The 25,305-nt window shown below is 45.0% G+C and carries 19 protein-coding genes and 2 pseudogenes; 3 read left to right on the top strand and 18 right to left on the bottom strand.

Features of this window, described 5'->3' with window-relative positions; all coding sequences use genetic code 11:
• From BSAG_RS25925 to BSAG_RS15500, 17 genes and pseudogenes are all read right to left on the bottom strand, one after another.
• The coding region (locus BSAG_RS25925) for an ISAs1 family transposase (RefSeq protein ID WP_008997434.1) at positions 1-118 on the bottom strand (118 nt) is incomplete at its 3' end.
• A 134-nt stretch (positions 119-252) separates the two neighbouring features.
• Positions 253-678, bottom strand: a pseudogene (locus BSAG_RS15435) (response regulator); the annotation flags it as partial.
• A complete protein-coding gene (locus BSAG_RS15440; RefSeq protein ID WP_008997432.1) occupies positions 656-3,061 on the bottom strand; it encodes an ATP-binding protein in 2,406 nt (801 codons plus the stop codon). The pseudogene BSAG_RS15435 and the gene BSAG_RS15440, both read right to left, overlap by 23 nt.
• Before the next feature lie 234 nt (positions 3,062-3,295).
• Positions 3,296-3,832: pseudogene (locus BSAG_RS0223025) on the bottom strand (methylglyoxal synthase).
• 54 nt (positions 3,833-3,886) lie between these two features.
• Positions 3,887-4,705: an arginase family protein gene (locus tag BSAG_RS15445; RefSeq protein ID WP_004308109.1), complete on the bottom strand. Its 819-nt coding sequence runs from the start codon at positions 4,703-4,705 to the stop codon at positions 3,887-3,889.
• A 6-nt stretch (positions 4,706-4,711) separates the two neighbouring features.
• A complete protein-coding gene (gene glgP / locus BSAG_RS15450; RefSeq protein WP_004313433.1) occupies positions 4,712-7,270 on the bottom strand; it encodes an alpha-glucan family phosphorylase in 2,559 nt (852 codons plus the stop codon).
• A gap of 6 nt (positions 7,271-7,276) precedes the next feature.
• On the bottom strand, positions 7,277-9,052 hold the full coding sequence (locus BSAG_RS15455) for a cation:proton antiporter (RefSeq protein ID WP_004308112.1): 1,776 nt from the start codon (positions 9,050-9,052) through the stop codon (positions 7,277-7,279).
• A gap of 12 nt (positions 9,053-9,064) precedes the next feature.
• On the bottom strand, positions 9,065-10,051 hold the full coding sequence (gene pfkA / locus BSAG_RS15460; protein ID WP_004308113.1) for a 6-phosphofructokinase: 987 nt from the start codon (positions 10,049-10,051) through the stop codon (positions 9,065-9,067).
• A gap of 22 nt (positions 10,052-10,073) precedes the next feature.
• On the bottom strand, positions 10,074-10,571 hold the full coding sequence (locus BSAG_RS15465) for an RNA polymerase sigma factor (protein WP_004308114.1): 498 nt from the start codon (positions 10,569-10,571) through the stop codon (positions 10,074-10,076).
• 100 nt (positions 10,572-10,671) lie between these two features.
• The gene (locus BSAG_RS15470; RefSeq protein WP_004308115.1) at positions 10,672-11,100 is read right to left on the bottom strand and encodes an Hsp20/alpha crystallin family protein; all 429 of its coding nucleotides are present in this window, start codon (positions 11,098-11,100) and stop codon (positions 10,672-10,674) included.
• A gap of 76 nt (positions 11,101-11,176) precedes the next feature.
• Positions 11,177-11,926 (bottom strand): 2,3-diphosphoglycerate-dependent phosphoglycerate mutase, encoded by a 750-nt coding sequence (gene gpmA, locus BSAG_RS15475; RefSeq protein WP_004308116.1) that lies wholly within the window; start codon positions 11,924-11,926, stop codon positions 11,177-11,179.
• 12 nt (positions 11,927-11,938) lie between these two features.
• Positions 11,939-12,991, bottom strand: a complete 1,053-nt coding sequence (locus tag BSAG_RS15480; RefSeq protein ID WP_004308117.1) for a class I fructose-bisphosphate aldolase — start codon at positions 12,989-12,991, stop codon at positions 11,939-11,941.
• A gap of 23 nt (positions 12,992-13,014) precedes the next feature.
• Positions 13,015-13,497: a ferritin gene (locus BSAG_RS15485; protein WP_004308118.1), complete on the bottom strand. Its 483-nt coding sequence runs from the start codon at positions 13,495-13,497 to the stop codon at positions 13,015-13,017.
• Positions 13,498-13,543: 46 nt separating this feature from the next.
• Entirely contained in the window at positions 13,544-14,191 is a 648-nt protein-coding gene (locus tag BSAG_RS15490) for a MarC family protein (RefSeq protein WP_004308119.1), read from the bottom strand.
• A gap of 80 nt (positions 14,192-14,271) precedes the next feature.
• Positions 14,272-14,727 carry a ferritin-like domain-containing protein gene (locus BSAG_RS15495; RefSeq protein WP_005680129.1) on the bottom strand — a complete coding sequence of 152 codons (456 nt, stop codon included), beginning with the start codon at positions 14,725-14,727 and terminating at the stop codon, positions 14,272-14,274.
• Positions 14,728-14,908: 181 nt separating this feature from the next.
• Positions 14,909-15,088, bottom strand: coding sequence for a hypothetical protein (locus tag BSAG_RS0223020; protein ID WP_008771119.1), 180 nt, complete (start codon positions 15,086-15,088; stop codon positions 14,909-14,911).
• A gap of 770 nt (positions 15,089-15,858) precedes the next feature.
• The gene (locus BSAG_RS15500) at positions 15,859-17,145 is read right to left on the bottom strand and encodes an IS1380-like element ISBfi1 family transposase (RefSeq protein WP_004312659.1); all 1,287 of its coding nucleotides are present in this window, start codon (positions 17,143-17,145) and stop codon (positions 15,859-15,861) included.
• 177 nt (positions 17,146-17,322) lie between these two features.
• Between BSAG_RS15500 and BSAG_RS15505 the strand changes: the two genes are divergently transcribed.
• The gene (locus BSAG_RS15505) at positions 17,323-18,450 is read left to right on the top strand and encodes an AraC family transcriptional regulator (protein ID WP_004312658.1); all 1,128 of its coding nucleotides are present in this window, start codon (positions 17,323-17,325) and stop codon (positions 18,448-18,450) included.
• A 156-nt stretch (positions 18,451-18,606) separates the two neighbouring features.
• Here BSAG_RS15505 and BSAG_RS15510 read toward each other — a convergent pair whose 3' ends face one another.
• Entirely contained in the window at positions 18,607-18,849 is a 243-nt protein-coding gene (locus BSAG_RS15510) for a transposase (RefSeq protein ID WP_004318648.1), read from the bottom strand.
• A gap of 230 nt (positions 18,850-19,079) precedes the next feature.
• Between BSAG_RS15510 and BSAG_RS15515 the strand changes: the two genes are divergently transcribed.
• Entirely contained in the window at positions 19,080-21,128 is a 2,049-nt protein-coding gene (locus BSAG_RS15515) for a hypothetical protein (RefSeq protein WP_004318649.1), read from the top strand.
• A 72-nt stretch (positions 21,129-21,200) separates the two neighbouring features.
• The gene (locus tag BSAG_RS15520) at positions 21,201-25,169 is read left to right on the top strand and encodes a two-component regulator propeller domain-containing protein (protein ID WP_008020225.1); all 3,969 of its coding nucleotides are present in this window, start codon (positions 21,201-21,203) and stop codon (positions 25,167-25,169) included.
• Positions 25,170-25,305: the final 136 nt, after the last annotated feature.

Raw genomic sequence — 25,305 nt, 5'->3', positions numbered from 1 at the left:
CGCCACAGATTACAGCAGCAATGGATATATAGATAATAGTTTCCATTTTATGTACTTTTTTGCGGTTCATCCTAGGATCTTCTATTTGTTTACAAAGGTCAATTATGCCAATTTTCATGTTAGTTTATGTTTTATAATATCTTATAAAGATAAGGAAAATAATCGACATATACAATAGATAATACACTAATAGTCAATAATATAAAAATAAAATACAAGTTGTAAGATAGTAAAAAATATAATGCGTCGACCCTGTATCAGACGGTACATCTCATGGGCTTTGGGGCTTTCACCTCGGTAGAACTCCTGTTCGTTATCGTTTTTATCCAGTATCTCCGTTATCAGAGCCAGGAGATTGTCTGGCTGCACAGGCTTACACAGGTAGTTGATGGCTCCCAGTTGCATGGTTGTCACCGCATTCTCCACCTGTCCATAGTTGGTCATGATCAGAAAAGGGATAGAGTAGTACTTCTCATTCATCCATTTCAGGAGCGAGGTGCTATTTCCGTCCGGCAGGCGCAGGTCTGCCAGTATTAGGTCGAACTCCTTTTGCCCGATGGCTTTACGGGCATTCGCAAGGGTTGCCACGCATTCGGTTTTCATCCCTTTTTTCACCAGCCAGTTGCTGATGCTACGGCTGAACACAATATCATCTTCAATAATCAGGATTGTTTTCATAGGCTTTCCTCCCGTATTTTTCAGCGTATACTATCAGTTTTTCCACTGCCCGGATGATGTCCCGCATTTCCATGGATTGTCTATTGGTCCACTCTGTCGCAGGTTCTGTCACCAGTTCCCGTAAATGAGACAAGGGGAAATCCAGACGGACGGTTTCCCATAGGGGCAGGTTCTTATGCAGGATGGAGGCGGCGGCCTCCTTGTCTTGTCGGTCTAAGGCAGCGGTTAATGCGGCAAGGTCTTTCCGGCTCTCTTCGATAAACAGGGCGAGCATTTCCTCCCTGTTGTCCTCTCCTGAAAGGATGAGTGAGAAATCGGGAGCATACTCCTTTCTGTCTTTTTCTCCTATCACTTGTGCCACTGTATTTATCAGTTCTTCCATAGAGAATGGTTTATGGATGCAGCCCGAAAAGCCGCCCGACAGATACTCGTTGTCATCATCCACCCGTGCCGTTACCGCTATGACGGGGATTGTCTTTGCGTTCTCCATATTGGATGCCCGGAGCAGTTCAAGTATTCCGTAGCCGTCCGTTTCAGGCATCTGTATATCCGTCAGCAGCAGGTCATATCTTTGTGACCGTAGCCGGGTAACCAGTTCACGGCTGGTCTGGCAGCAGTCGCACCGCACTCCGTTACGGTTAAACATCTCTTTGGTAATGTTCAGTTGCATCCGGTCGTCATCAATGACCAGTACGTTGATTCCATCCAGATGATAATCAGTAGCGATGCGTGTCTCATCCATCTGGGTGGATTCATCCGCCTCAAGGAGTGGCAGGAATGCGGTAAACGTGCTGCCTTCACCCGGTTTGCTTTTTACGGTAAGGCTTCCCTGCATCCCGGAGACCAGCCTGCTTGCAATGGCCAGCCCCAATCCGAAACCGGGAACATTACGGGCATTGTCCAACCGTTCAAAAGCTGTGAATATCCGGGTTGTTTCTTCCTCCGTCATCCCGGTACCGGTGTCCTGTACCGAGAAATGCAATTCTTTATTCCGGTATTCCGCTTGCAGGCGGATTTCACCTTGCCGGGTGAATTTAATGGCGTTGGAAAGCAGATTGTTCAGGATTTGCTGGAGCTGGGAACGGTCACCGCTTACTACCACATCCAGACCGGAAAAGGCGGTTGTCAGCCGCAGCTTTTTCTTTTTGGCCAGCGAACCGTAGTTCCGGGCTGTTTCGCTGAAAAGGGTCCCCAGCCGGAAAATCGAAAGGATGGGTTTGTTCCTGCCGGTATCCAGCAGGTAGAATCCGATCAGCGTATTGACCAGCCCGATCATGTAATCGGAAGAATGGAGTATATTTTCCGCATACTCGTCCTTGCGGCTCTTCTTTTCTTCCCCGGGGAGCAGTTCGGCGCATCCTTTGATAGTAGCCAGTGGCGCACGAAGGTCATGAGCGATGGTGAGCATCATGCGTTTTCTGGATTGTAGGAGCTCCGTGTTCTCACGATTGGAGGCTTCCAGCTGACGCTGATACTGGTTTATCCTGTTCAGATCCCGGTGGATGATAAGATACAGGAGGACGGTCAGCAACGAGATGAGGACAGCCAGCAGAGAGACCGTATGGAACGAGCGGTCGCGTGTGGAAATGAATTGCCTGTAACGCTCATCAAGCCGTATTCCAGCATCCGCCTCAAAGTCCCTGACAATCCGGTGTAGCCTGTGGTTCAGGTCCGTGTTGTTACTGTACAGGAGGTCCATCTGTTCCAGCAGCCTTTCCCGTTCGGCTTTCTGCATGTCGGTCACCTCCCTGTCAAGGGAGTGCAGCATGCTCGTGACAGATGTGGTACCCTGATGTTTACCAATGGACTGTCGCTGGCGTTCCAGCTGTTCCTTCTGCTGCAGATAGGCCGATTTTTTCCTCCCGGGCCTGATGAATGACCAGAAACCCTTCTTCGGAGTTTCCTCCTCCTTCTTTTTCTCGGCAGGAAGGACATCCGCCTGCTGGATATGGGACACGATTGCCGGAATCTTGCTGTTCACGATCTCGCCGGTCTTGCGCAGACGCCCGAACGTGTCCATGACCGTGTCTAACAACAGTTCCTTTCTTTCCAGCAGCAGGCATAACGAATCTATGCGCGACTGTTGTTCGGGAGACTTCACATACCTTTTCAGTGTCTGCAACATGTTACAGACACTGTCTTTTTTTGTGTGGTAGAGTCCAAGGTCGCTTTCATCCCAGACGCTGGCTGTTTCACCGTAAGTGGCCAGTCCCAGCAAGCCCGCGTATGTTTCTCCGGCCAGATGCCGGATACAGGCCAGTTCATGCTCATCCTGTCGCAGGCTGTTCCGCCTCGTCTGTTCCTTGCGGAAGATATGAATGGTCAGGACGAGCAGGAGAAGCAGTATGACATATCCTAAAAGGATTTTAAGTTTCAACCACATGGAAGTCTTCATTCTTATATTGGAATCCTACAAAAAGGCGTGTTCGCTCATATAAAAGGGAATAATAGAAACTTATGATAAAAGTTTATTACTGTTTCAAACCATTTGAGGATACCTCGCAAGTTTGCTATCACACAGTTGATCTTTTAATCTTTTTTTATACTCACAGAAAGGATAGGAACCTGCTTTTTATGACTGAAACATATCACATCCCCTTTATTGGACATTACATTCTCATTCGATCATATTGTTTTCATTTCGGCTCATCCGTTTCTTCACCCGTTCTACTGCTTCCGATACAATTTCTTTGTTTTCAAAGCGTTGTGTATAATTGGTATAGTCTGGATGAATCCGTTTGTAGGTCGGGTCAAGAAACAAAGGACTGGAAATAATATGGTCCGCTGTCGAACGGTTACAACAGAAAACTATATTTTCAACTCCCGCCAGCCGGGTCAGTGCCTTTACATCCGTGTCATGTGGCTGCAATGTCATCGGATCCGTGAAAAAGAACAAATAATCAATCTCTCCTTCCACAATACGTGAGCCCATTTACTGGTCACCACCTAAAGGACCGGATTTCAGAATCGTGATATCCCATTCTGTTTCAGGATGTTTCTCTTCGAGCGCTTTTTTAATGAGTGTACCGGTGGTTCCCGTACAATAGAACTTATGCCCTATCAGACGTTCCGAGTTCCAAAGAACCCATTCTATCATGTCCTTTTTCATTGCATCGTGTGCAACCAGACCGATTTTACGAACAATTGTTTTCATCATAATAATAAAATATGGTTTATGTGATAATATAATTAACAATATCCAACAGCTTTATAAAAAACAGGAGAATGACTGTATGAGTTTGAGCAGCTCCTTGTTCGCCCGGCTGTCCACGGTGGCTTCCCGCCTCTCCTCAAACAAAGTAAGCGTTGCGGAGCATTCCCCGCAGATATCAATGCCGACTACACGTTCCTTTCGAAGGACAATTGCCAGTAATTCCTCCAGTTCCTGCAGGCTGAAAGACCCTTGATCCCAGTCTGTTACTGCGGATGCCGGGTTCAGGACATCCTTGTCTATGGACAAGTAAACCGGTCCTTCAATATACGCAGAGGAGAAATTGCGCCAGCCCTTCTCGTGAGCTAACGTCGCTTCGCTATAAAAACTGACTCGTTGTCCGTATTCTTCCGGTACGGTGCGTATCAGTTTGTCCGATGCACCGACTATCACCACTTTCTTGCAAAGCATATTCCAGTCTAACATGTCTTTTACCCAGCTCCCACAAGAAAGCATGCCCTTGAACAAGGGAGGCTGCATGTCGGGGTGATGGTCGAATACAATCAGAGAGAACGGAACTCGAAGTTTGTCTGTCCATAATTTGGTCAGGTAATGATAATTGCCCGAATCAATGAAATGGATACCTTCCGCTGGATAACCGGCAATCACCCGCTTCAATTTTCGTATCCCCTCCTTGTCACAGTAACCTCTCGTTCCAGAAAGGTGACGGCAGTCTAGCCAAATGAACTGATTGTTCCGTGCAAATACCTCATGGGCATACACACCGGTGAAGTTCATGATGACAACCGGCCAGACGGTTTCTCGGTCCGCCTTCTTCTTACACCGTCCATTTGTCAGTAACTCTTGCTTATTCATGTCCGTTCAGAACCATCGTACATAACAAAAATCTTGCCGGTGAGGTAACAGGGGATGGTTGGGATACATTCTGAATGCCTGTTTGAAGCTTCCAGCGCTGAACATTCTGGTTATTGCCTTGAAAGTGTATAGGTTTCCGTCTTTGGATGTCAAAGAAAAAGGAATGACCTCATGGATGCGATCCTCATTCTCCTCATGCCGTATAATGACCGATTCCAATCCGATCGCGTTGTCCAGCCCTTTCTCGTCAATGACGACCGTCATCTCGTATTCCTTACCAGCCTCCACCGTGGCGTCCAATCCTTTTCCCGCATTCACGGAAACGATTTCCACGGCATTCCATCTGCTGTCGACAGCTGCCTTCCAGCCGGCAAGCGTTTTCGCCTTTGCATAATTGTCCGCCGCCAAAACATGAAAGTGTTCCGACAACTTGTTGTAAAATCCGTCATAGTAGTCATCCAGCTGTCTTTTCATCGTGAAGCGGGGAGCTATTTGCGCAACCGAGTTCTTGATGTACTTGACCCAGGTTTCCGGATAGTCTTTTTCTTTCCGTTCATAATATAACGGCAGGATATTATGTTCCAGCAGGAAATAAATTGTTTCCGCATCCAGTTGGTTCTGGTACTGTTCATCCTGATAGGTGGCCTTGTCGGTGATGGCCCATCCCGCCTCCTTGCGGTAGCCTTCGTACCACCAACCGTCCAGCACGGAGAAGTTGAGTACGCCGTTCATCAGAGCCTTCTCACCGGAAGTTCCGGAAGCCTCCGCAAGACGGGTGGGAGTATTCATCCAGATGTCAACCCCAGAAATAAGATGCCGTGCCAGGTCCATGTCATAATTCTCAAGGAAGATGATTTTACCCAAGAATTCAGGACGGCGGGATATCTCCACAATCTGCTTGATGAGCCCTTGCCCGGCAGTGTCGTTTGGATGGGCTTTTCCTGCAAAGACAAACTGTATGGGATGTTCCTGATTGTTCACAATCCGCGCCAGACGATCCAAATCGGTAAACAAAAGATGAGCTCTTTTGTAAGTTGCAAAGCGCCTTCCGAAGCCGACAAGAAGAGCATTCGGATTAAACTTCTCGAAAATGGAGACACCCAATGCCGGGTCAACCTGGCTTTTGAGCCAGTCCCGGCCGCATTTCCACTTGATGTAGGATATCAGTTTGGTTTTCAACCTTTTCCGCATGTTCCATATCTCTTCATCGGGTATATTATAAACGCCTTTCCATATTTCCTGATTGGACTGGTCGTTCATGAAATTCTCATCGAAATTGTCCTTAAACAGCTTTTTCCACTCCGCCGTACACCAAGTGGGAAAGTGTACGCCATTCGTCACATAGCCCACATGGTTCTCTTCCGGGAAATAGCCTTTCCAGAGAGGCGCGAACATCTGCTGTGAAACGGACTTGTGCAGCTTGCTGACACCGTTTACCGCCTGGCTGGTTTTGCAGGCGAATACCGACATGCAGAAACGTTCTCCCTTGTTGCCCGGAGTTTGCCGTCCGAGGTTCATCAACTCGTCCCACGTAATGCCCAGCTTATCAGGATATCCTTTCATATATTTATTGAAAAGCCCCTCATCGAAATAGTCATGGCCGGCAGGCACAGGTGTATGCACAGTGTAAAGCGAGGAAGCCCTAACCAGTTCCATGGCTTGTCCGAAGTCCAGGCCTTCGGATATATAGTCGCATAACCGCTGGATATTGATCAGTGCGGCATGCCCCTCGTTGCAGTGATATACATCTTTCTCGATGCCCAATACTTTTAATGTCATCATTCCTCCGATGCCGAGCAGTATTTCCTGCTTGAGCCGGTTTTCCCAGTCACCGCCATACAGGTGATGGGTAATCGGACGGTCGAACTCGCTGTTCAGTTCATTGTCCGTATCCAGCAGGTAGAGGGAAACACGTCCCACATTGGCCTTCCATACATTGGCATGGACCGTGAAACTGTCGGCATAGGGAACATGGATTACCAGTTGTCGCCCGTCAGGCTGCATCACTTTCTCTATCGGAAGCTGCCCGAAATTCTGTGGGTCATAATGAACCTGTTGCTGCCCGTCCATCGCCAGAGCCTGGTCAAAATAGCCATAACGATATAAAAGCCCTACAGCGCAGAGGTCTACGTTACTGTCCGAAGCTTCCTTCAGATAGTCACCTGCCAATATGCCCAGACCGCCGGAATAGATTTTAAGAACCCTGTCCAGACCATATTCCATGCTGAAATAGGCAACTGACGGACGGCTGTGGTCCGGCTCCACATCAAGATACGCCTTAAAAGTGGAATATACGTTTTCCATCTTACGCATGAAGTTTCCGTCATGTGTCAGTGCCTCCAGCTCTTCATAATCCATCCGTTCCAGAAACAGTACCGGATTCTGTTCCGCCTCTTCCCATAGTTCCGGGTTCAAACCACTATATAAACTCTTCGCATCCTCGTTCCAGGTCCACCAAAGATTATGTGCCATCTCCGCAAATCTCCGCAATTCTGCCGGAAGGTGTGAACCGACTGTAATCTCCCTCCATTGTGGGACGTTTACATGATAACTTGAATATTCCATAACATTTTACTTATTTGATAGTTCATGATTTTTTTCTGTGGAGGTTTCTCCTGTTTCCGGTTCTTCCTGTGGAAATGTCCCGGCTGTACCCTGGAAATTCTCGAGGAACTGTTTTTCCATACTTAGCGATCGTTTCCGTATCCGCTTGGAAAAATAGATAACGACAATGATCAGGAAAGATAATATCAGTCCTGACCCCAAAGCGACATTGAAAAGACGGATGATGATACCCATTACGATAATGATACAGATCAACACCTTGATCACTATCATTGATACCAGCAGCCCCCTGTTGAACCTGTTGTCCGCCCAAAGTTTGCGGAATTCGACGGAATTGTTTTTCTTCATGATGATGGCGCACAAAAACGGGGATATGATAAGGAGGACAAGAACGAAGCTCAGCAGGCTTCCTTTCATCCCCGGAATACGTCCCATTACCAGAGGATACGCATAGGAGAAGAACAGCGCTATGAAAAACAGGCATACCACCAGATAAAGGGTGACGGATACCAACATGGACCTGATGAGCTTGTGCCAGGAGCCTTGATGTCTTGTGGTCATTGTTCCAGAAGAATAATGCGTCAGGTAATCTTTCAGGAATTGTGGCAAGTGCCTGTCTGCAAAACAGTAGACGGGATCCGACAGTCTTATCATATAAGGAGTAAGGAAAGTGGTGATGACCGATACTGCCACTATGACCGGATAAAGGTATTTGTCCATTACATTCAGACTGATTCCTAACGAAGCGATGATGAACGCAAACTCACCCACTTGTGCCAGGGAAAAGCCGGCTTGTATCGCAATCTTTAGCGGTTGTCCGGAAAGCAACACGCCGAAACTCCCGAACAGGACCTGCCCGCATAGGACCAGTGCCGTCAGGATAAAAACAGGAACGGCATATTCCCATATCATGGCAGGGTCGATCATCATTCCCACTGATACGAAGAAAACGGAGGCGAACAGGTCCTTTACCGGTTGCACGATATGTGCGATTTCTTCCGCTTTATCTGTTTCTGCCAGCAGGGATCCCATGACGAACGCACCCAGCGCGGCGGAGAATCCCGCCTTTGTCGCTATCATCACCATTCCCAGGCATAGTCCCAGGGAGGTTGTCAACAGTATTTCATTGCTAATAAAGCGGTTCAATCTTTTCAGAAGGGTAGGAATCAGATAGATTCCCAATGCTGACCAGAAAATAAGAAAGGCCGCAAGTTTCAATATGCTCTCCAGCATTTCGAAGCCTTCAAAATGCTTGCCTACAGCCAATGTGGAGAGGACCACCATCATGATTACCGCCACCACGTCCTCAATGATTAGTATCCCCAGGACAATACCGGTAAATTTCTGATCGAGAAGCCCCATGTCACTGAATGCTTTGAATACGATGGCGGTGGAGGACATGGACAGCATTCCGCCCAGAAAGATACAGCTCGTGTGTGAGAAGCCCATCGCATTGCCTGCCGTATATCCCAGGAACATCATGCCGCAGACGATGATAACAGTGGAGAATATGGCCGAGGCTCCCACACTTATCAGCTTTCTGAACGAGAAATCCAGTCCTATGGCGAACAGGAGGAAAATAACACCGATATCCGCCCATATCTTGATATTGGCCTGGTCGGAAACAGTCGGGAATAGGGAAATGGAAGGACCTGCCATAATACCGGCCACAATATATCCCACTATGACCGGCTGTCCCAGCCATTTGAAAATGACGGTTATGATACCGGCTATAATCAAGATAGTGGCAAGGTCTGATATTAAAGGGGCAACTTCCGACATAGGAGTAACATTTTATATGGACAACTCGTTAAGGACACGGATCAGGTTTTTGTCAATGGGCTTGTCGTTCTTGATAGCCTGGTCAAAAGGAACATAGACAATCTCATTGTTATGTATGCCTACCATGATATTGTGCTGGTCCTCCATCAGGGCCTGTATGGCGGCCTCACCCAGCCGGCTGGCCAATATGCGGTCGTTGGCACTTGGCGCTCCTCCCCGTTGTAGATGTCCTAGGATAGAGACCCTGACATCATATCCGGGGTATTCCCTTTTTACCCGGTCGGCATAGTGCATGGCTCCGCCATTCTTATTGCCCGGGCTTTCCGTCACGATGACGATGCTGCTGTTCTTGGTCTTCCGGAATCCGCGTCCGATAAAAGTCTCCAGCTGATCCGCATCCGTCCGGTCTTCCGGAATAATGGCGGCCTCGGCTCCCGAGGCTATTGCGCTGTTCTGGGCGAGGAAACCGGCGTCGCGTCCCATCACCTCGACAAAGAAAATTCGGTCGTGCGAGGTGGCTGTATCCCGGATTTTGTCCACACACTCCACAATGGTGTTCAGGGCCGTATCATATCCGATTGTAAAATCGGTACCGTACAGGTCATTGTCGATGGTACCGGGCAGTCCTATGCACGTGACAGGGTATTCCTCGGCAAATATGCGGGCTCCAGTCAGTGAGCCGTCGCCCCCGATGACTACCAGCGCCCCGATTTTTTCTTTCCTCATGGTATCGTATGCCTCTCTGCGTCCTTCCGGGGTGGTGAACGCTTCGGAACGTGCCGTTTTCAGGATGGTTCCCCCACGCTGGATGATGCTGCTCACATCCTCGGTCGTAAGTTCCCTGGACTCGCCCGCTATCAGGCCTTCGTACCCTCTGTAAATTCCTTTGACTTTGAAGCCGTTGAAAATGGCGGTACGGGTCACGGCACGGATTGCCGCATTCATTCCGGAAGCGTCCCCTCCGGAAGTAAGGATTCCTATATATTCATCTTTTTTCATCTATCTCAGTTCTTGTTTTGTTTCATTCTGCCAATATAGCTTTCAGTTTTTTCCGGCAGTGAAAAATACGGCTCTTTATGGTTCCCAAACTCACACCGGTTCTTTCCGCTATCTCACGGTATTTGAACCCTGACAGGTACATCTCAAAAGGTATGAAATGCGACTCCGGTATACTTTTGATGGCATTACGTATCTTTTCCAGGTCATAGTTCCTGTCCACCTCCTCTGTACGGGACTCGTCCATGATCCGCGAATAATATGCAGGATCGGAGGATATGTACAGACGGGTATGACCGACCTCCGCCCGGTAACCGTTGATAAACGTGTTACGCATGATGATAAACAGCCACCCTTTGAAATTTGTGTTCTTGTTGTAACTTTCTTTGTGAAGCATTGCCTTGAGCAGGGTATCCTGCAGCAGATCTTCCGCCTTCTCCCTGTCCGCTGTCAGTTTGTACGCGAAACGGAACAGTTCGTCCTGTACGCTAAGCAGCTCTTTTTCAAAATTGAATTCCTTCATCGGTTGTGCCGGTTCCCTGTTCCGGAAGTGCCTGTTAAAGGCCGGACGGCTCTCCGGACAGGAAAAGCCTGTCCGGCCTTACACCATTCCAGATATGGAATTATTTAACCTCGATAGCCTTGGAAGTTTTTTGTTTTTCTTCCTCCTTCACTTTCGGGATTTCAATGGACAGGATCCCGTGTTCGACTTTTGCGGAAATCTTATCCTTCTCCACGTTTTCAGGTAGCAGGATGGTCTGCTGGAACTTGGAATAAGAGAATTCGCGGCGGAGATACTTCTTGTCTTTCTTCTCCTCCTTCTTCTCTTCTTTCTTTTCCATGCAGATTGTCAGGTTGTTGTTTTCGTCAACATTCACCTTGAAATCATCCTTCGTCATTCCGGGAGCCGCCATTTCAACCTTGTAGTCCTTGTCATTCTCAATGACATTGATGGCAGGAGCCGTAACTCCCGTTTTTGCCAGCCACTCATTCTCGAAGAAATCGTTAAAAATACTCGGCAACCAGTTTGAATTTGTTTTTACAGGTACCATTTTTACCTCCTTTTTTAAATTGTTAATAAATAAAATATTCAAAAAGACAATACAAATCAGTCTGATTGACTGACTCTTATCGTCTGATCATACCTTGTTCGGCTACAGCCTCCGTCCGTCTCCGTATCTCCTCCTGGTCTCCGAGGAAATAGTCCCTGACAAGCACCGGCCGTTCATCAAATTCGAATACATAAGGTACTGCCGTGGGCAGGTTCAAGAGGGATATGTCCGTATCGGAAATATTCTTGAGATGCTTGACTATCCCGCGCAGACTGTTTCCATGGGCAACGACAAGCAGGTTGTCCCTATGCATCAATGTGGGTAGGATGACACATTCCCAATAGGGCATGACACGCATGACGGCATCCTTCAGGGATTCAGTCCGTGGCAGTTCCATTTCGGGAACACCGGCGTAACGGGTGTCGTTCCCCGGATAGCGGGGATCGTCTTCCTTCACCGGCTCGGGCGACACGCCGTAACTTCTCCGCCAGATATGGACTTGTTCCTCGCCATATTTGTCTGCTGTCTCCCTTTTGTTAAGTCCCTGAAGTATGCCGTAGTGTTTCTCGTTCAACCTCCAGCTTTTCTCCACCGGGATCCAGTCTTCATTGAGACGGTCCAGAACACAATTCAACGTTTTCACAGCCCGTTTCAGATAGGATGTGTAAGCCGCCTCAAAAGAGAATCCCGCTTCTTTCAGCATATCACCGGCTTTACAGGCTTCTGCGATCCCCTTATCACTCAGGTCTACATCGGTCCAACCGGTAAAGCGGTTTTCCTTGTTCCATAGGCTCTCGCCATGTCTCAACAATACGATCCTTTTCATGCCATATAGTTTTTATGCAACGGTTATCGAAGGATCCAGATAGACATCCTGAATGGTGTTCAGAAGCGAGACCCCGTCTTTCATCGTCTTCTGGAAGGCTTTTCTCCCACAGATAAGTCCCATACCTCCGGCACGTTTGTTCACCACTGCGGTTACGACGGCATCATGCAGGTCAGATGTCCCATGGGACTCGCCCCCCGAATTGATCAGGCCAACCCTTCCCATATACCCGTTGGCCACCTGGTAGCGGCAGAGGTCTATCGGATGGTCGGAGACCAGTTCCGTATACATACGCCCGTCGGTCTTACCGAATCCGATGGCTTTAAAACCTCCATTGTTGGACGGCAGCTTCTGCTTCACGATATCAGCCTTGATGGTGACCCCGATATGGTTGGCCTGCCCTGTCAGATCTGCTGCCGCATGATAGTCAATCCCGTCTTTCTTAAAACTGCTGTTTCTCAGATAACACCACAATACCGTGGCCATCCCCAACTCATGGGCATATTCAAACGCCTGTGAGACCTCCACAATCTGGCGGCGGCTTTGTTCCGAACCGAAATAGATAGTTGCCCCCACGGCAACGGCACCCATGTTCCATGCCTCCTTCACTGTACCGAACATGACCTGGTCATAACTGTTCGGATAAGTCAGCAGCTCGTTATGGTTCAACTTCACGATGAAAGGAATCTTATGGGCGTACTTACGTGCCACAGCTCCCAGAACTCCGAATGTGGATGCCACGGCGTTGCATCCTCCCTCGATAGCGAGTTTCACAATGTTCCCGGGATCGAAGTAAAGAGGATTGGGTGCAAAGGATGCTCCGGCAGAATGTTCTATCCCCTGATCCACCGGCAGGATGGAGACATACCCGGTATTGGCCAGACGCCCGTGCCCGTACAGGGCTTGCAGGCTCTCCAAGGTGCGTATATTCCTGTCGGAATCCACCCATGCCTTGTCTATCATATTCGGCTCGGGGATATGGATGAGTTTCTTGTCTATTGTCTTGCATACATGGTCCAGGTAGTATCCTGCCTGCGTTCCCAACAAATCAATAATCGTGCTCATGTCAGTCGTTTTTTTATTCCAAATCAGGACTGGCGTTCCCCCAGTTTTGCATCCATGAAAAGGATGCCGCTCTCTCCGGCTTTCTTCATCAGGTTTACGATGTTCAGGAAATTCGCCTCTTCCTCCACCTGCTCCCTGACAAATCCCCAAAGAAAATCACGGGTGGCATTGTCTTTCTCCTCGGAAGCCAGATGTACCAGTTCGTCAATCAATCTGGAAACATGTCTCTCGTGTTCCAAGGCATGTTCAAAGACTTCGGTGGGACTGCCCCAACCCTGTGGAACCACATCGACCTTGTCCACTTTTGCCTCCGCCTCACGTTTGGCCATATATTCGGCGATGGCACATGCGTGTCCTGTCTCTTCCGCCGATTGCTTGCGCATCCAGCGGGCCATGCCGGAAAAACCTTCCTTTTCCAGATAGAAGGACATTGAAAGATACAGGTTGGCGGACCATAATTCCGCAGTAATCTGCCCGTTCAGGGCCTTTTGTAAATTCTCGGTCATAATGAATCTAATTTTTAATGTTGGTACTATTTTTTATTTTTCATATTCAGGGGCAAGCGTGTGCTTGTCTCAAAATATCTGTCAGGACAGGTTGCATCCCGTTTATGAAACATTCCACGGCGATGACCATCAGAATAAGCCCCATCAGTCTCATCATCACATTATTTCCGGTTTCTCCAAGAATTTTCAAAAGCCGCGTTGACACGCAAAGGATAATGAAAGAGAGGAGACAGACTAGGGCGATCACGCAAACCAGTGCAATTTTGAAAATATGCTCAGGGGCATCTTCCATCAGTGTTATGCCGCTTGAAATTACACCCGGACCGCACAGCATCGGAACGGCAAGAGGCGTGACGGTGATGTTCCTGGAATATTCTTTTTTCTCGTTCTCGTTCAGTTTCACATGGGTGAAGTGTGCCTGCAGCATGTCATATCCGATTTTAAAGATGATGATACCTCCCGCAATCCGGAAACCATTGGTCGAGATCCCGAAAAAATGGAACAGGAACCTGCCGCACAAGGTGAAAAGTACCAGTATGACGAACGTGAGGGCGCAGGATTTTAAGGCGATGCTCCGGCGTTCTCCGGCACTCATGCCCTCGGTCATCTGCAGGAAAACCGGCATCACTCCGAGGGGGTCCATCAATGTGAACAACGAAGTGAAACACAACATTGAGTATGCGAATATATCCATAGGATGATACTTGTTTTATTTTTAGACCATTATTTTCTCTGTGAACAATAAACTCCGGTCAGGTTACACGATTTGACACATCATATGAAGCAGGGCAGCCTGCGTTCATATTCCATGGCCAGGATACGCAACAATTCCATAAACGCCGTACTTACATATATCCGTTTTGTGTACAGCCCCTTGATGAAAGAATGGATGGATGAATCCGTATTCTGGCATAGTACGTGAAGTTCGGATATCTGACGGGATATATATTGTTCATGTTCAAGCAGGGTGTTCAAGGCAGCCAGCGGTGTCGGCCATTGCCGGATGTCGCGCCTGATTTCATGGATGGTTACAGCACCTCCTTCATGATAGATGCGGTTCATCATCTGATAGACCTTGCCCATATTGTCCTGTGCCTGTGCACTTAGCCATGAGGCCAATATCGGAAGTTGCTGCCCCTCAAAATAGACCTGCAATGACAGGTACAGGTTAGTTGACCAGATTTCTGTATTGATCAATGTGTTCATCGCATATTCAATTCGTTTATCCATGGCTGTTCTGATATTTGAAATTAGACAAAATAAATCGTAATTCATATCCTGCAATAATCATGAATTTATGTGATAGCATCTGTAAATCGGACTCTTATGGAGTTGTAAAATGAATTTTAATGCTTGCGAGACAAATAGTCATAAAAATGTATAATTATCATGCCTTTTTGTCACAAGATCCCTACAACATTCTCAACAAGATATCCAGTTCTTTCTCTATCATGTTGATCTTGTCGTATATGTAATCCAGCGTATTATGATAGTGCAGGCAGGCCCTGCATTCCTGCAATTCCCTTGACAGGGAGAGTATTTGTTGCCAAAGTTCCTCTTCTGTATGTCCAGGGGGATTATTGAATGCCATAAATGGATTCAGAGAAACTGTTTGGCATGTAATTTGTGTAATAATAGCCGCAAGTCCCGAAAAGGGGCAGGAATGGAAACAAAAAGGCAGAGAATTCCACTAAAGACAGTAACAGACAGAGGAATGAAAACGGAAGGCAGGACCTGTCCGGTTTTGAAACAAATTGCTTTCATAATGCGATTATATGACAACTCTGTTCCCTGAAGTTGTGTTTATATAAAGTTAAGCGTGGGAACTTTGGTATTACCGTTCAGAAGTATCCCCATACTCAACAACATATAATACACAAAGCCCCACGCCTATATATGCTAACAAGATATAATAGTGCATAGGGACACCTGATGTATTATCCAATTGTTGTCTTGAAATTGGGGATTTCCTGAACATGGATAATGCCTAACGCTTACTGTTATTAATCTTTTTTGGTAAAAGACAAGGCAAAAATACTAAAAGAATTGATTCGCGTCAATAAAAATCCAACTTTTTTATTATTTTACTCTCTGCGCCACTGAATTTCATCGCTCTCCGCTCTCCAAATCCCGTGCCCTTCAGCGATAAGTAATCCTGAGTTCATCAATTGCCTCATAAAAGAGCTTTTGTACATCCTAAAATCCGCAACCTGTAATATTTTTGATATCTGGGGTTGCAGATACCTCTCTAAAACGACTCGTTTTCGTAAAGAACCCTAATGGTGCAGTCGCAAGAGACAAAATCCCCTTACCCCATGATGCGACTTGAGGCAATACGCAAAAGGCCACGAAGATTTGAGGCTACCCAAAATCAAATTTGAAGGCCATCATGTATGCATCATTGCTTGTGTATATGTTCAGTATGTGCTGTCTTGCAGTCTTAATCCATTTTGCAGGGACAGAAACATACTTGAATACAAAAGTTTTGATTCTGCTTGTGCGTTTAAGTCCAAAGCTCTTCATGTTTGCGTCAGATATGAGGTGTCTGTAAAAGTTTCGTATTAAAGCGGTCAGAAGCAGGAACACCGTGTTTTCCGCCATGAACGATTTTGGCAGCCGTTTCCAGCCAAAGCCGTTGTTCATGTCGTCCAATACACGCTCAGCACCGCCACGCTTGTTGTAATACTCCACGATGTCACGGTCTGTCGAAGTATAGTCATTTGTCAGTATGCATCTGTATGTATATTCCCCTTCCCACAGGTCGAGTTCCTTGTTGATGCTTCTTTGCCGCTGTATGACAAGGCGGTACGCTTTGCCGACCCATTTCTCTGCAATGATGGAGCATATCTCAAACTCGTGACCGTTTATGTATTCGGTCTTCCATCCGCGCAAGGCAAAGATATCGTCATACAACGATACACACCTGTTTGCGCGGATATAAAAATGCCGACTGTGCTTCTCCACCATTTCCACCATAGCCTCAGAGCATGAGCCACAATCCATCCTCGCACGGTTTATATGTATTCTGGCATTCTCCAAACGCTCAAAAATACGTTTTAGAGTGTCTTCCTGATGGAAACGGACATTGGTATTGCCGTCGCGGTTCTCTATCCCGACGATGACATCGCCGACCGTTGCTATTCCTGGACTGTAACCGGTAAACTTCTTGTAGGTTATTTTTGCGTCAAATTTCTCCGTCTCAATGAACTGGTGGTCAAAATCAAAGTCATATTCATTGTCTGGCAGCAACTGTCCAGTTGCCAGCAATGCATTGACAAGCAGATTGTTAAGGTCGGAAGCCACGTTGAAGTCGTAGCTTTTGCCCGAATCAGACCTGTAGGTCAGATTCGGTGTGGTCAATTCACGAATGGCCCTAAGTATTGTGTCTGCGCTGCATGTACGGAGGGGTGGATGCAAGCAAAGTGCTTCCATAAGGTGTGAGGTCACGTCTTCGACACATGACCCTCCACAGAAATATACGCACATCAGAGAACGTATTATCTCGCTATATTGATAGCCATACACTTTGCTACGCAAACCTAAAGTAGAGTCTATTGTACAAGACAACATCCTGTCGAATTTCTCCATAATTGGAAATATACCACCAAAAGATGTGAGTTTCTCGGATTTTATTTGTACTTTTACCATGCTTGATGAGGTTTTGTTTGACTATTTTTGCAACACTAAGTTAAGTGAATCCTTTGACATGACAAAATCCTGAGCCGCTCGGCTTTGCCGCTTGGCTTGTCCAAGAACTTTTTGTTGTTCAGGATATTATAAAAGTTAAAATTTATAGTGTTGCGGAATTAAGGTAATAACAATACTATGAAATCGTTATTCATATTACAACTTGTATGTTGCGTCATTACAGCCATGCTAGCATTGCAATTAGCCATGGCAAGTTTGCAGGTGAGATGGAAGGTGTGGCGCTACGAAATATCAAGATGGATTCTCGTTGCATCCATGCTATTCTTCTCCGTCCACTACCTCTTACAGATGATTCATGGACTCCGTGCACAAGGTACCGATGTGGGCGCAGCATTCAACATATTGTTCTATACTCCAGTGGCATTTGCCATCACTCTCTCCATAATCAACATAGAGAGCACAGGCAACAAAGTGCGACGGTATTGTTTACGTGGTATGATGGCATACATACTCATCGCCATAGTTTTCGTCATTGGCATGTTCAAAAGTCAAAGTTTACACATTGGCAATATGCTCTATGTGATGCTCGGTCTTTTTGTGGCTAGCATGGCATATTTTATTCTTATCATTCGCAAAGAAACAAAAGCCCGAAAGCAGAAGCTCATGGAGAATTTCGGAATCGACTTGATTCCATACGTGCGCTATTCGCAAGCCAGCATCATTTTGCTATACTTTGCTGCTGGACTCCTTCCTGTAGCAATCCTCTTCAATACCTTATTATATATAATAGGTCCCTTGATATTACTCTCTGTCATCTTTTTCGTCCACACTTTCATTGCTATGGGCTATTACATCACACCCAAAGAAGTCATTCCTGAGGAAAATGACGCAGAAGCAAAAGTCACGGAAGCAGAAGACATGAAAGACGGCAAGAACACTCATGGCACAAATATCTTGACAGCTAATAGAAAGATGGAAATAGAATTAGCCCTCAAGAAATGGTGTGAAGAGGGATTTTATAAGGACTATGAAGTTAACATCTATTCGCTAGCTACCAAGTTGGGATACAAGAAAAACGAACTGACAGAATACTTCAATCAGTCAGAATACACCAATTTTAGAACCTGGCTTAGCGACATTCGTTTTAATGAGGCTGTTCGCATGATGAAAGCCAACCCCGAATATAGCATTGACGCTATTTCCACAGAGTGCGGTTTCTCATCCCACACATGGATTTATCGTATATTCAAACAAAAAACGGGCATGTCACCTAGCCAATGGCGCAAACAGTTTGCCTCCATCTAAATGCGTATTTTTGTAATTTCGCATTAAATAGCATTTAAAAGAGGTGTGTCAGCGTTTTGACACAACCTCTACTTAAAAGATTTAATTTACAATAGTATTGCGGAATTAAGGTACATGAAACCGATAACCTGTCATAGTGGCATTGGGAAAAGCCGTTCAGACGATCCGCATCATGGTCGGCAAAAGATCTAAAGTGACCTCTTTGGCTGTCTTGCGCTTGGAGACATGAATCATTTCAAGCACCTTTATGACGTCTTCAGACTTCGTGCCACGTATCATGGTCACAAGTGTACCTCTGCCACCACGTCCCGCACGATTAGTGACAACAGTATATAATTCTCCGCAGCTTAAAGAAGTCTCGTCAATACAAAGGCTAGGGACCTGAGGTTGTGCCCGCATTCTGACACATTTACATTTGTAGTATTAAATATCCCAATAAAAATATAAGTGTATATTGTAATGGGATCTTAATAGAGGATTAAAAAATAAATACTTAATGGGCTGTTTCTTATGAATTCTACTGAAATCTTATAATAATTGCTCAAAAAATCACATTCTTTGTATACGTAATATCCTAATTTTGGAACGCAAATTAAAAGAATATTAATAAACTAAATTATCTGATTTATATGACAAAATTAAGATGTATGCTTTGTTGCCTGATGATCTGTACTATTACTATTGATGCTAGGACTGTTAATGATATATATAAAAGAATATCTGCACAAGTCTCCTTGAAGGTTCCCGGTAATCAATCACGAAACTATTCCCTTGCTTTTCAAGGAGCCGTTGATGATAAGGGAATCTATCTGTTAGAGTCTGAAGAAAAAATACCATTAATCATTACAGAGAGAATAGAACGTGACAATGTTAAATGTGTAATGGTAGTAAGTATTACGGCATTGGAAGACGTGTACTTTAATTATCAACAACAGTTGAAAACAGGCTTCCGACATAATGACTGTATGTTTTATCTACCAGGATTCTGGTATAGTCGCAATTTACGTTCTCCTAAAGGTGCTCCTTCATTTCATATATCAGAGAGTTGGCTGGTACGTGAGGATCGTCTGAGCTCACCCCTTACCGGTATCTTCAATCAGAAAGATGGACGTTATATGACTGTGGCACGCAAGGACGATTTTCAATGGGATGCCCTTGCTACCCACCAAACAGGCGAAATCATCCTCTCGGGCAAAACGTCCCTAGGGTTCACCGGCTTTGAGAGCCATGACGGAACATCAACACTATCTTTTGGATTTCCTTACCGAGAAGCTCCTAAAACCTATATTCGTAAGTTGACGCTGGCTCCGGAGGTTACATCTTTCCAATATCTAAAAAAAGGAGAAACAGTACTCCTGACCTGGGAATTTATCGAGGGGCAGGCTACAGACTACTCAGATTTTATTTGCCATACTTGGGAATATTGTTATGATACATACCGTCCCCAACCTGTGAAAATACCTTTTTCTCCAGAAGAGATAAAAGGAGTGCTGAGCAATTATTTTGTGGAAAGTTTTGTTGGGGACAAAGCTCTTGCCTATTACTCCAGCCCTGAAATGAAAGTGGCAGCCTGTGCCAACATGAATGTAGCAGAGATAGGTTTTGTCGGTCGCGTACTTCTAAACGCTTTCAATGCATGGGAGTTTGGCAATGAGAATGGACGTGATGACCTTGCAGCTAGCAGTAAAAAGATATTTGATAGTTACTTAGAAAATGGCTTTACGGAAACCGGTTATTTGCGTGAATGGGTAAATCTGGAAAATGATAGTGATGTGAAAGAAGAACGCCCAGTGCATAGCATACGTCGTCAGTCGGAAGGAATTTATGCCATGTTTCATTATCTGAATTATGAACAGAAGTATAAACGTCACCATCCTGATTGGGAACAACGCTTAAAGAAAATGCTCGATATGTTCTTGCAACTGCAAAATCCAGATGGAAGTTTTCCACGTAAATTCCATGATGACTTTACAGTTGTTGACGGAAGTGGAGGAAGTACTCCATCCGCTACATTACCTCTGGTTATGGGATATAAATATTTTAAGGACAAACGCTATCTGTCCGCTGCCCGGCGTACTGCGGAATATCTGGAAAAAGAGCTTATATCAAAGGCTGACTATTTCTCCTCTACGCTGGATGCAAACTGTGAGGATAAGGAAGCTTCCCTCTATACCGCTACGGCAACTTACTATTTATCATTGATAACAAATGGTACGGAACATAACCACTATGCCTCTCTGACACGAAAAGCGGCTTATTTTGCCTTGTCCTGGTATTACGTCTGGGACGTTCCGTTTGCTCCCGGGCAGATGTTGGGTGATATCGGTCTGAAAACTCGCGGCTGGGGAAATGTCTCGGTGGAGAATAATCATATTGATGTATTTATTTTTGAATTTGCCGATGTGCTCCGTTGGCTTTCCAAAGAGTATAATGAACCTCGTTTCTCTGATTTTGCTGAAGTCATTTCTACTTCCATGTGCCAGTTACTTCCTTATAAAGGACATATGTGTGGAGTGATAAAAGTTGGTTATTATCCGGAAGTGATCCAGCACACCAACTGGGATTATGGAAGGAATGGAAAAGGATATTATAATGACATGTTTGCTCCCGGTTGGACGGTAGCATCCCTTTGGGAATTGCTGACACCGGGACGTACTGAGAATATACTGTTGAAATAGCTCTGATATCCACTTTTCAGGATATTCTTATATCCTGTTGTATGTTAATTAATGAAACTAACAATTAAGACAATGCAGAGACTACGTATTTTAGTTATATTAACACTTCTTTCTTTGATGCCTCTTTATTCCCTTGCCGTTCTGAATGAAGGACAATATGCATTCCGTTCACTTGATATCAATAATGGATTATCCCAGAATACGGTCCATGCCATCCTTCAGGATAAACAAGGATTTATGTGGTTTGGGACGAAGGATGGTCTTGACCGGTATGATGGTATCTCTTTTCGGACTTTCATGAAAGAATCCGGAACCTTGGGCAATAATTTCATCACTTCTTTGTATGAAGACAATCTTGGGCAAATATGGATTGGGACAGACGTAGGCCTATATGTCTATTGCCCACAAATGGAAAAGGTCAGGCATTTTACTCTGATAAGTAATCCAAACATAGATATAGACTGTACGGTCAATCTGATAACTGGGGACCAGAAAGGAGGTATCTGGGTTGTAACTCAGACGCGGGGAATCTTCTATTACAATCCCCAGGATAGCCAGTTGGTTAATTATCAGTCGGACGGGTCCGGTACTCTGAACCTTAAAACTTCCGGCCAACTCTATTTTGATTCGGACGATGTCTGCTGGTTGGACATACGTGATGGAAATCTGTATTATTCAAAAGACAAGCTTAAAACTTTAACTCCGATTTTTCCAGAAGATTCAAAAGTGTCTTTCAGAGATGAATACATCTATAAATTGCTCCCCGGACCCTATAATTGCATGTATGTGGGAACTGTATTCGGACTGAAAGAAGTGAACCTAACTAATAAGACTATCCGTACCCTTCTTTCCAAGGATGAATTGGGAGGTGATATTTATATCAGGGAACTTGCATTTTATTCAGATGACGAATTATGGATAGGAACCGAATCGGGACTTTATATCTATAATCTGCACACGGCAAAAATCATCCACTTGCAGAACGTCAACGGTGATCCCTATTCAATCTCTGACAATGCCATCTATTCGATTCTCAAAGACCGTGAAGGCGGAATGTGGATAGGGACTTATTTTGGGGGTGTGAATTATTACCCCCGGCAATATACCTACTTTGATAAAGTCTATCCCCAGAAAGAATCAAACAAAATGGGAAAAAGGGTGCGGGAGTTTTGTGCCGCCCATGACGGCACACTCTGGATAGGTACAGAAGATAAGGGGCTTTTCCATTATTATCCTAGTACTGGAAAAATCGAACCGTTCATTCATCCGGATATTTATCATAATGTTCACGGATTGTATTTGGACGGAGATTATCTGTGGGTTGGGAATTTTGCAAAAGGATTGAAGCGTATTGATTTGAGGACATACGCTGTAAAGCACTATGATAATATTGCAAGTGATATCTTTTCTATCTGCCGGATAACTGCGGGCGATCTGTATCTTGGAACAACAATAGGATTGTTTCGGTACAACCCAGATACGGAACGTTTTAAACGCGTCCCCGAACTTGGGTGGACGTTTGTTTATTATATAAAGGAGGATAAGCAGGGGAATTTATGGCTGGCAACTTATGCCGATGGCGTCTATAAAAAGAATGTCCGTACAGGTGGTTGGGAACATTTCGTACATGAGGAAGCAGACTCGTCCACCCTTCCATCCAATAAGGTGCTGAGTATTTTTGAAGACAGTCAAAATCAGCTATGGTTTACCACACAAGGAGGTGGCTTCTGCCGCTTTGTGCCTTCCGCCAACACCTTTGTCCGTTATGACGGTATCGGTCTGCCAAGCAACGTCATTTATCGGATTGAAGAAGATGAAAAGGGATTGTTCTGGGTTTCAACCAATAAAGGGCTGGTGCATTTTAACCCGAAGAATTCCAGTTTTAAAGTGTATACAGTTGCTAATGGGTTGCTGAGTAACCAGTTTAATTACCAGTCCAGCTATAAGGATAAGAATGGACGGATTTATTTTGGCTGTATTAACGGTTTCATCTCCTTTGCCCCCTCCTCCTTTATTGATAATGATTTTTTACCCTCTGTTTTGATTACCGATTTTATGCTCTTTAATAAAAAGGTGGTAGTCGGAGAAAAAGGCTCTCCATTGAAACAAAGTATCACTTTGTCAAACCATATCGAACTTCAGTCAAATCAGAATTCGTTCTCCTTCAGGATAGCTGCGATAAGTTATCAGTCACCGAGCATGAATACACTGCTATATAGACTGGAAGGGTATGATTCCGAATGGCATACAGCGGGTAAGGGCCCTATTACGTATTCCAATTTACCTTATGGGACATACATGTTACGCGTGAAAGGTGCGAATAGTGATGGTGTATGGAATCCAGATGTACGCACATTGGGGATCAGGATATTGCCCCCGTTTTATTTATCCGTATGGGCATACCTGATTTATATCCTATTGATACTCGGTACATTTTTCGCCCTCTTCTTTTATTTAAGGAAGCGTACTATTGAAAAGCAGCGTAAAGAGATGGAGAAGTTCGAACAGGAAAAGGAGCAGGAACTCTACACCACTAAGATAGATTTCTTTACAAATGTGGCACACGAAATCCGTACTCCTTTAACACTGATAAAGTGCCCATTGGAGAATGTACTTGCTGATAGGGAACTCTCCGAAAATGTAAGGATGGAATTGGAAATTATGGATCAGAACGTGGAGAGGTTACTGAACCTGATAAACCAATTACTTGATTTCCGTAAAGCGGAAAATAAAGGTTTTAAATTGAATCCGAAAGAATATAATATCGGTACTATCGTCCACTCTGTTTATAAGTATTTCACCACTTTGGCAAAGCAAAGGGGAATTAAACTTGAAGTAGAAGTTCCAGAGGAAGAATTGTTGGCTTCTGTTGACAAAGAGGCTTTGACCAAAATTCTCAGTAATCTGTTTGCTAATGCATTGAAATATGCCCGGACATACGTTTATCTCCATTTGTCTGTTGATGAGAAGAATGAGGTGTTCACTATCTCTATGAGTAATGATGGGAATATAGTCCCTATCGAAATGCGTGAAAATATTTTTAAAGCCTTTGTCCAATACCGGGACGGGAAAGATATTGTCTCGGGCACAGGCATCGGATTAGCTATGGCTCGTTACTTGGCAGAGTTGCATCAAGGTATGCTGGTGATGGACCGGGAGCTAGATTGTAACCGTTTCATTCTTTCCATTCCAATATTACACCAGACACTTCCGGATGATTCGGAAGAACAACATAAGAAACCTGGGTATGATGATGAAGATCGTGAAGTTTCTGATAAAGATAAAAGAGAGGTTGCTTCCATATTGGTTGTAGAAGATAATAAGGATATGCTTGCTTTTGTGTTCAGGCAATTGTCTTCATTGTATCATGTACTGATTGCGGAAAATGGGGTCGAGGCGTTGGACGTTCTTGAACAGAAATCTGTGGATCTGATAATAAGTGACATTATGATGCCTCTGATGGACGGGGTTGAATTATGCAAGCATCTGAAACAAAATCTGGACTATAGTCATATTCCTGTAATATTATTGACAGCTAAAACTAATCTGGAATCAAGAATCGAAGGACTTGAAGAAGGGGCGGATGCGTATATTGAAAAGCCGTTTTCTATGGAGTATCTTCGTGCCAATGTAGCAAATCTGTTGAGTAATCGGGAAAGATTACGCCGTCACTTTATTGAATTTCCTTTTATCAAAGCAGATGCAATGGCGCAGACAAAGGCCGATGAGATGTTTATTAGCAAGTTAAATGAGTATGTATTACGCCATCTTGATAATACGGACCTGCAAATTGATGATATAGCGGATGCAATGAATATGGGACGTTCCAACTTTTACCGGAAATTGAAAGGAATCCTAAATATGAGTCCGAACGAATATCTCCGCCTTTTCCGTTTGAAGCAGGCAGCTTCCATACTGAAAGAAGGAACCTATGGAGTGGTGGAAGTCTCTTACATGGTAGGGTTCAGTACCCCCTCCTATTTTTCAAGCTGTTTTAAAAAACAGTTCGGAGTACTGCCTAAAGATTTCATATCGCACTAGTAATATGTATTTTGCTTTAAATTTTATAATATCAGGTCATTTTCTGATATTTTATCCGAGTTGTTCCGGGTAATTTTGCAAATATATTAACAACTAAATTTGATGTATGACAAGGTATTTACTTTTTTTTGCCAGC

The sequence above is a fragment of the Bacteroides sp. D1 genome (assembly GCF_000157095.2).
GTDB lineage: Bacteria > Bacteroidota > Bacteroidia > Bacteroidales > Bacteroidaceae > Bacteroides > Bacteroides xylanisolvens.
This window is presented reverse-complemented; position numbering and strand designations above follow the sequence as displayed.

Bases quoted from the DNA above. Each gene is read 5' to 3' on its own strand.
- BSAG_RS15440 (WP_008997432.1), bottom strand. From the start codon at position 3,061: ATGTGGTTGAAACTTAAAATCCTTTTAGGATATGTCATACTGCTTCTC.
- BSAG_RS15445 (WP_004308109.1), bottom strand. From the start codon at position 4,705: ATGAATAAGCAAGAGTTACTGACAAATGGACGGTGTAAGAAGAAGGCG.
- glgP (WP_004313433.1), bottom strand. From the start codon at position 7,270: ATGGAATATTCAAGTTATCATGTAAACGTCCCACAATGGAGGGAGATT.
- BSAG_RS15455 (WP_004308112.1), bottom strand. From the start codon at position 9,052: ATGTCGGAAGTTGCCCCTTTAATATCAGACCTTGCCACTATCTTGATT.
- pfkA (WP_004308113.1), bottom strand. From the start codon at position 10,051: ATGAAAAAAGATGAATATATAGGAATCCTTACTTCCGGAGGGGACGCT.
- BSAG_RS15465 (WP_004308114.1), bottom strand. From the start codon at position 10,571: ATGAAGGAATTCAATTTTGAAAAAGAGCTGCTTAGCGTACAGGACGAA.
- BSAG_RS15470 (WP_004308115.1), bottom strand. From the start codon at position 11,100: ATGGTACCTGTAAAAACAAATTCAAACTGGTTGCCGAGTATTTTTAAC.
- gpmA (WP_004308116.1), bottom strand. From the start codon at position 11,926: ATGAAAAGGATCGTATTGTTGAGACATGGCGAGAGCCTATGGAACAAG.
- BSAG_RS15480 (WP_004308117.1), bottom strand. From the start codon at position 12,991: ATGAGCACGATTATTGATTTGTTGGGAACGCAGGCAGGATACTACCTG.
- BSAG_RS15485 (WP_004308118.1), bottom strand. From the start codon at position 13,497: ATGACCGAGAATTTACAAAAGGCCCTGAACGGGCAGATTACTGCGGAA.
- BSAG_RS15490 (WP_004308119.1), bottom strand. From the start codon at position 14,191: ATGGATATATTCGCATACTCAATGTTGTGTTTCACTTCGTTGTTCACA.
- BSAG_RS15495 (WP_005680129.1), bottom strand. From the start codon at position 14,727: ATGGATAAACGAATTGAATATGCGATGAACACATTGATCAATACAGAA.
- BSAG_RS0223020 (WP_008771119.1), bottom strand. From the start codon at position 15,088: ATGGCATTCAATAATCCCCCTGGACATACAGAAGAGGAACTTTGGCAA.
- BSAG_RS15500 (WP_004312659.1), bottom strand. From the start codon at position 17,145: ATGGTAAAAGTACAAATAAAATCCGAGAAACTCACATCTTTTGGTGGT.
- BSAG_RS15505 (WP_004312658.1), top strand. From the start codon at position 17,323: ATGAAATCGTTATTCATATTACAACTTGTATGTTGCGTCATTACAGCC.
- BSAG_RS15510 (WP_004318648.1), bottom strand. From the start codon at position 18,849: ATGCGGGCACAACCTCAGGTCCCTAGCCTTTGTATTGACGAGACTTCT.
- BSAG_RS15515 (WP_004318649.1), top strand. From the start codon at position 19,080: ATGACAAAATTAAGATGTATGCTTTGTTGCCTGATGATCTGTACTATT.
- BSAG_RS15520 (WP_008020225.1), top strand. From the start codon at position 21,201: ATGCAGAGACTACGTATTTTAGTTATATTAACACTTCTTTCTTTGATG.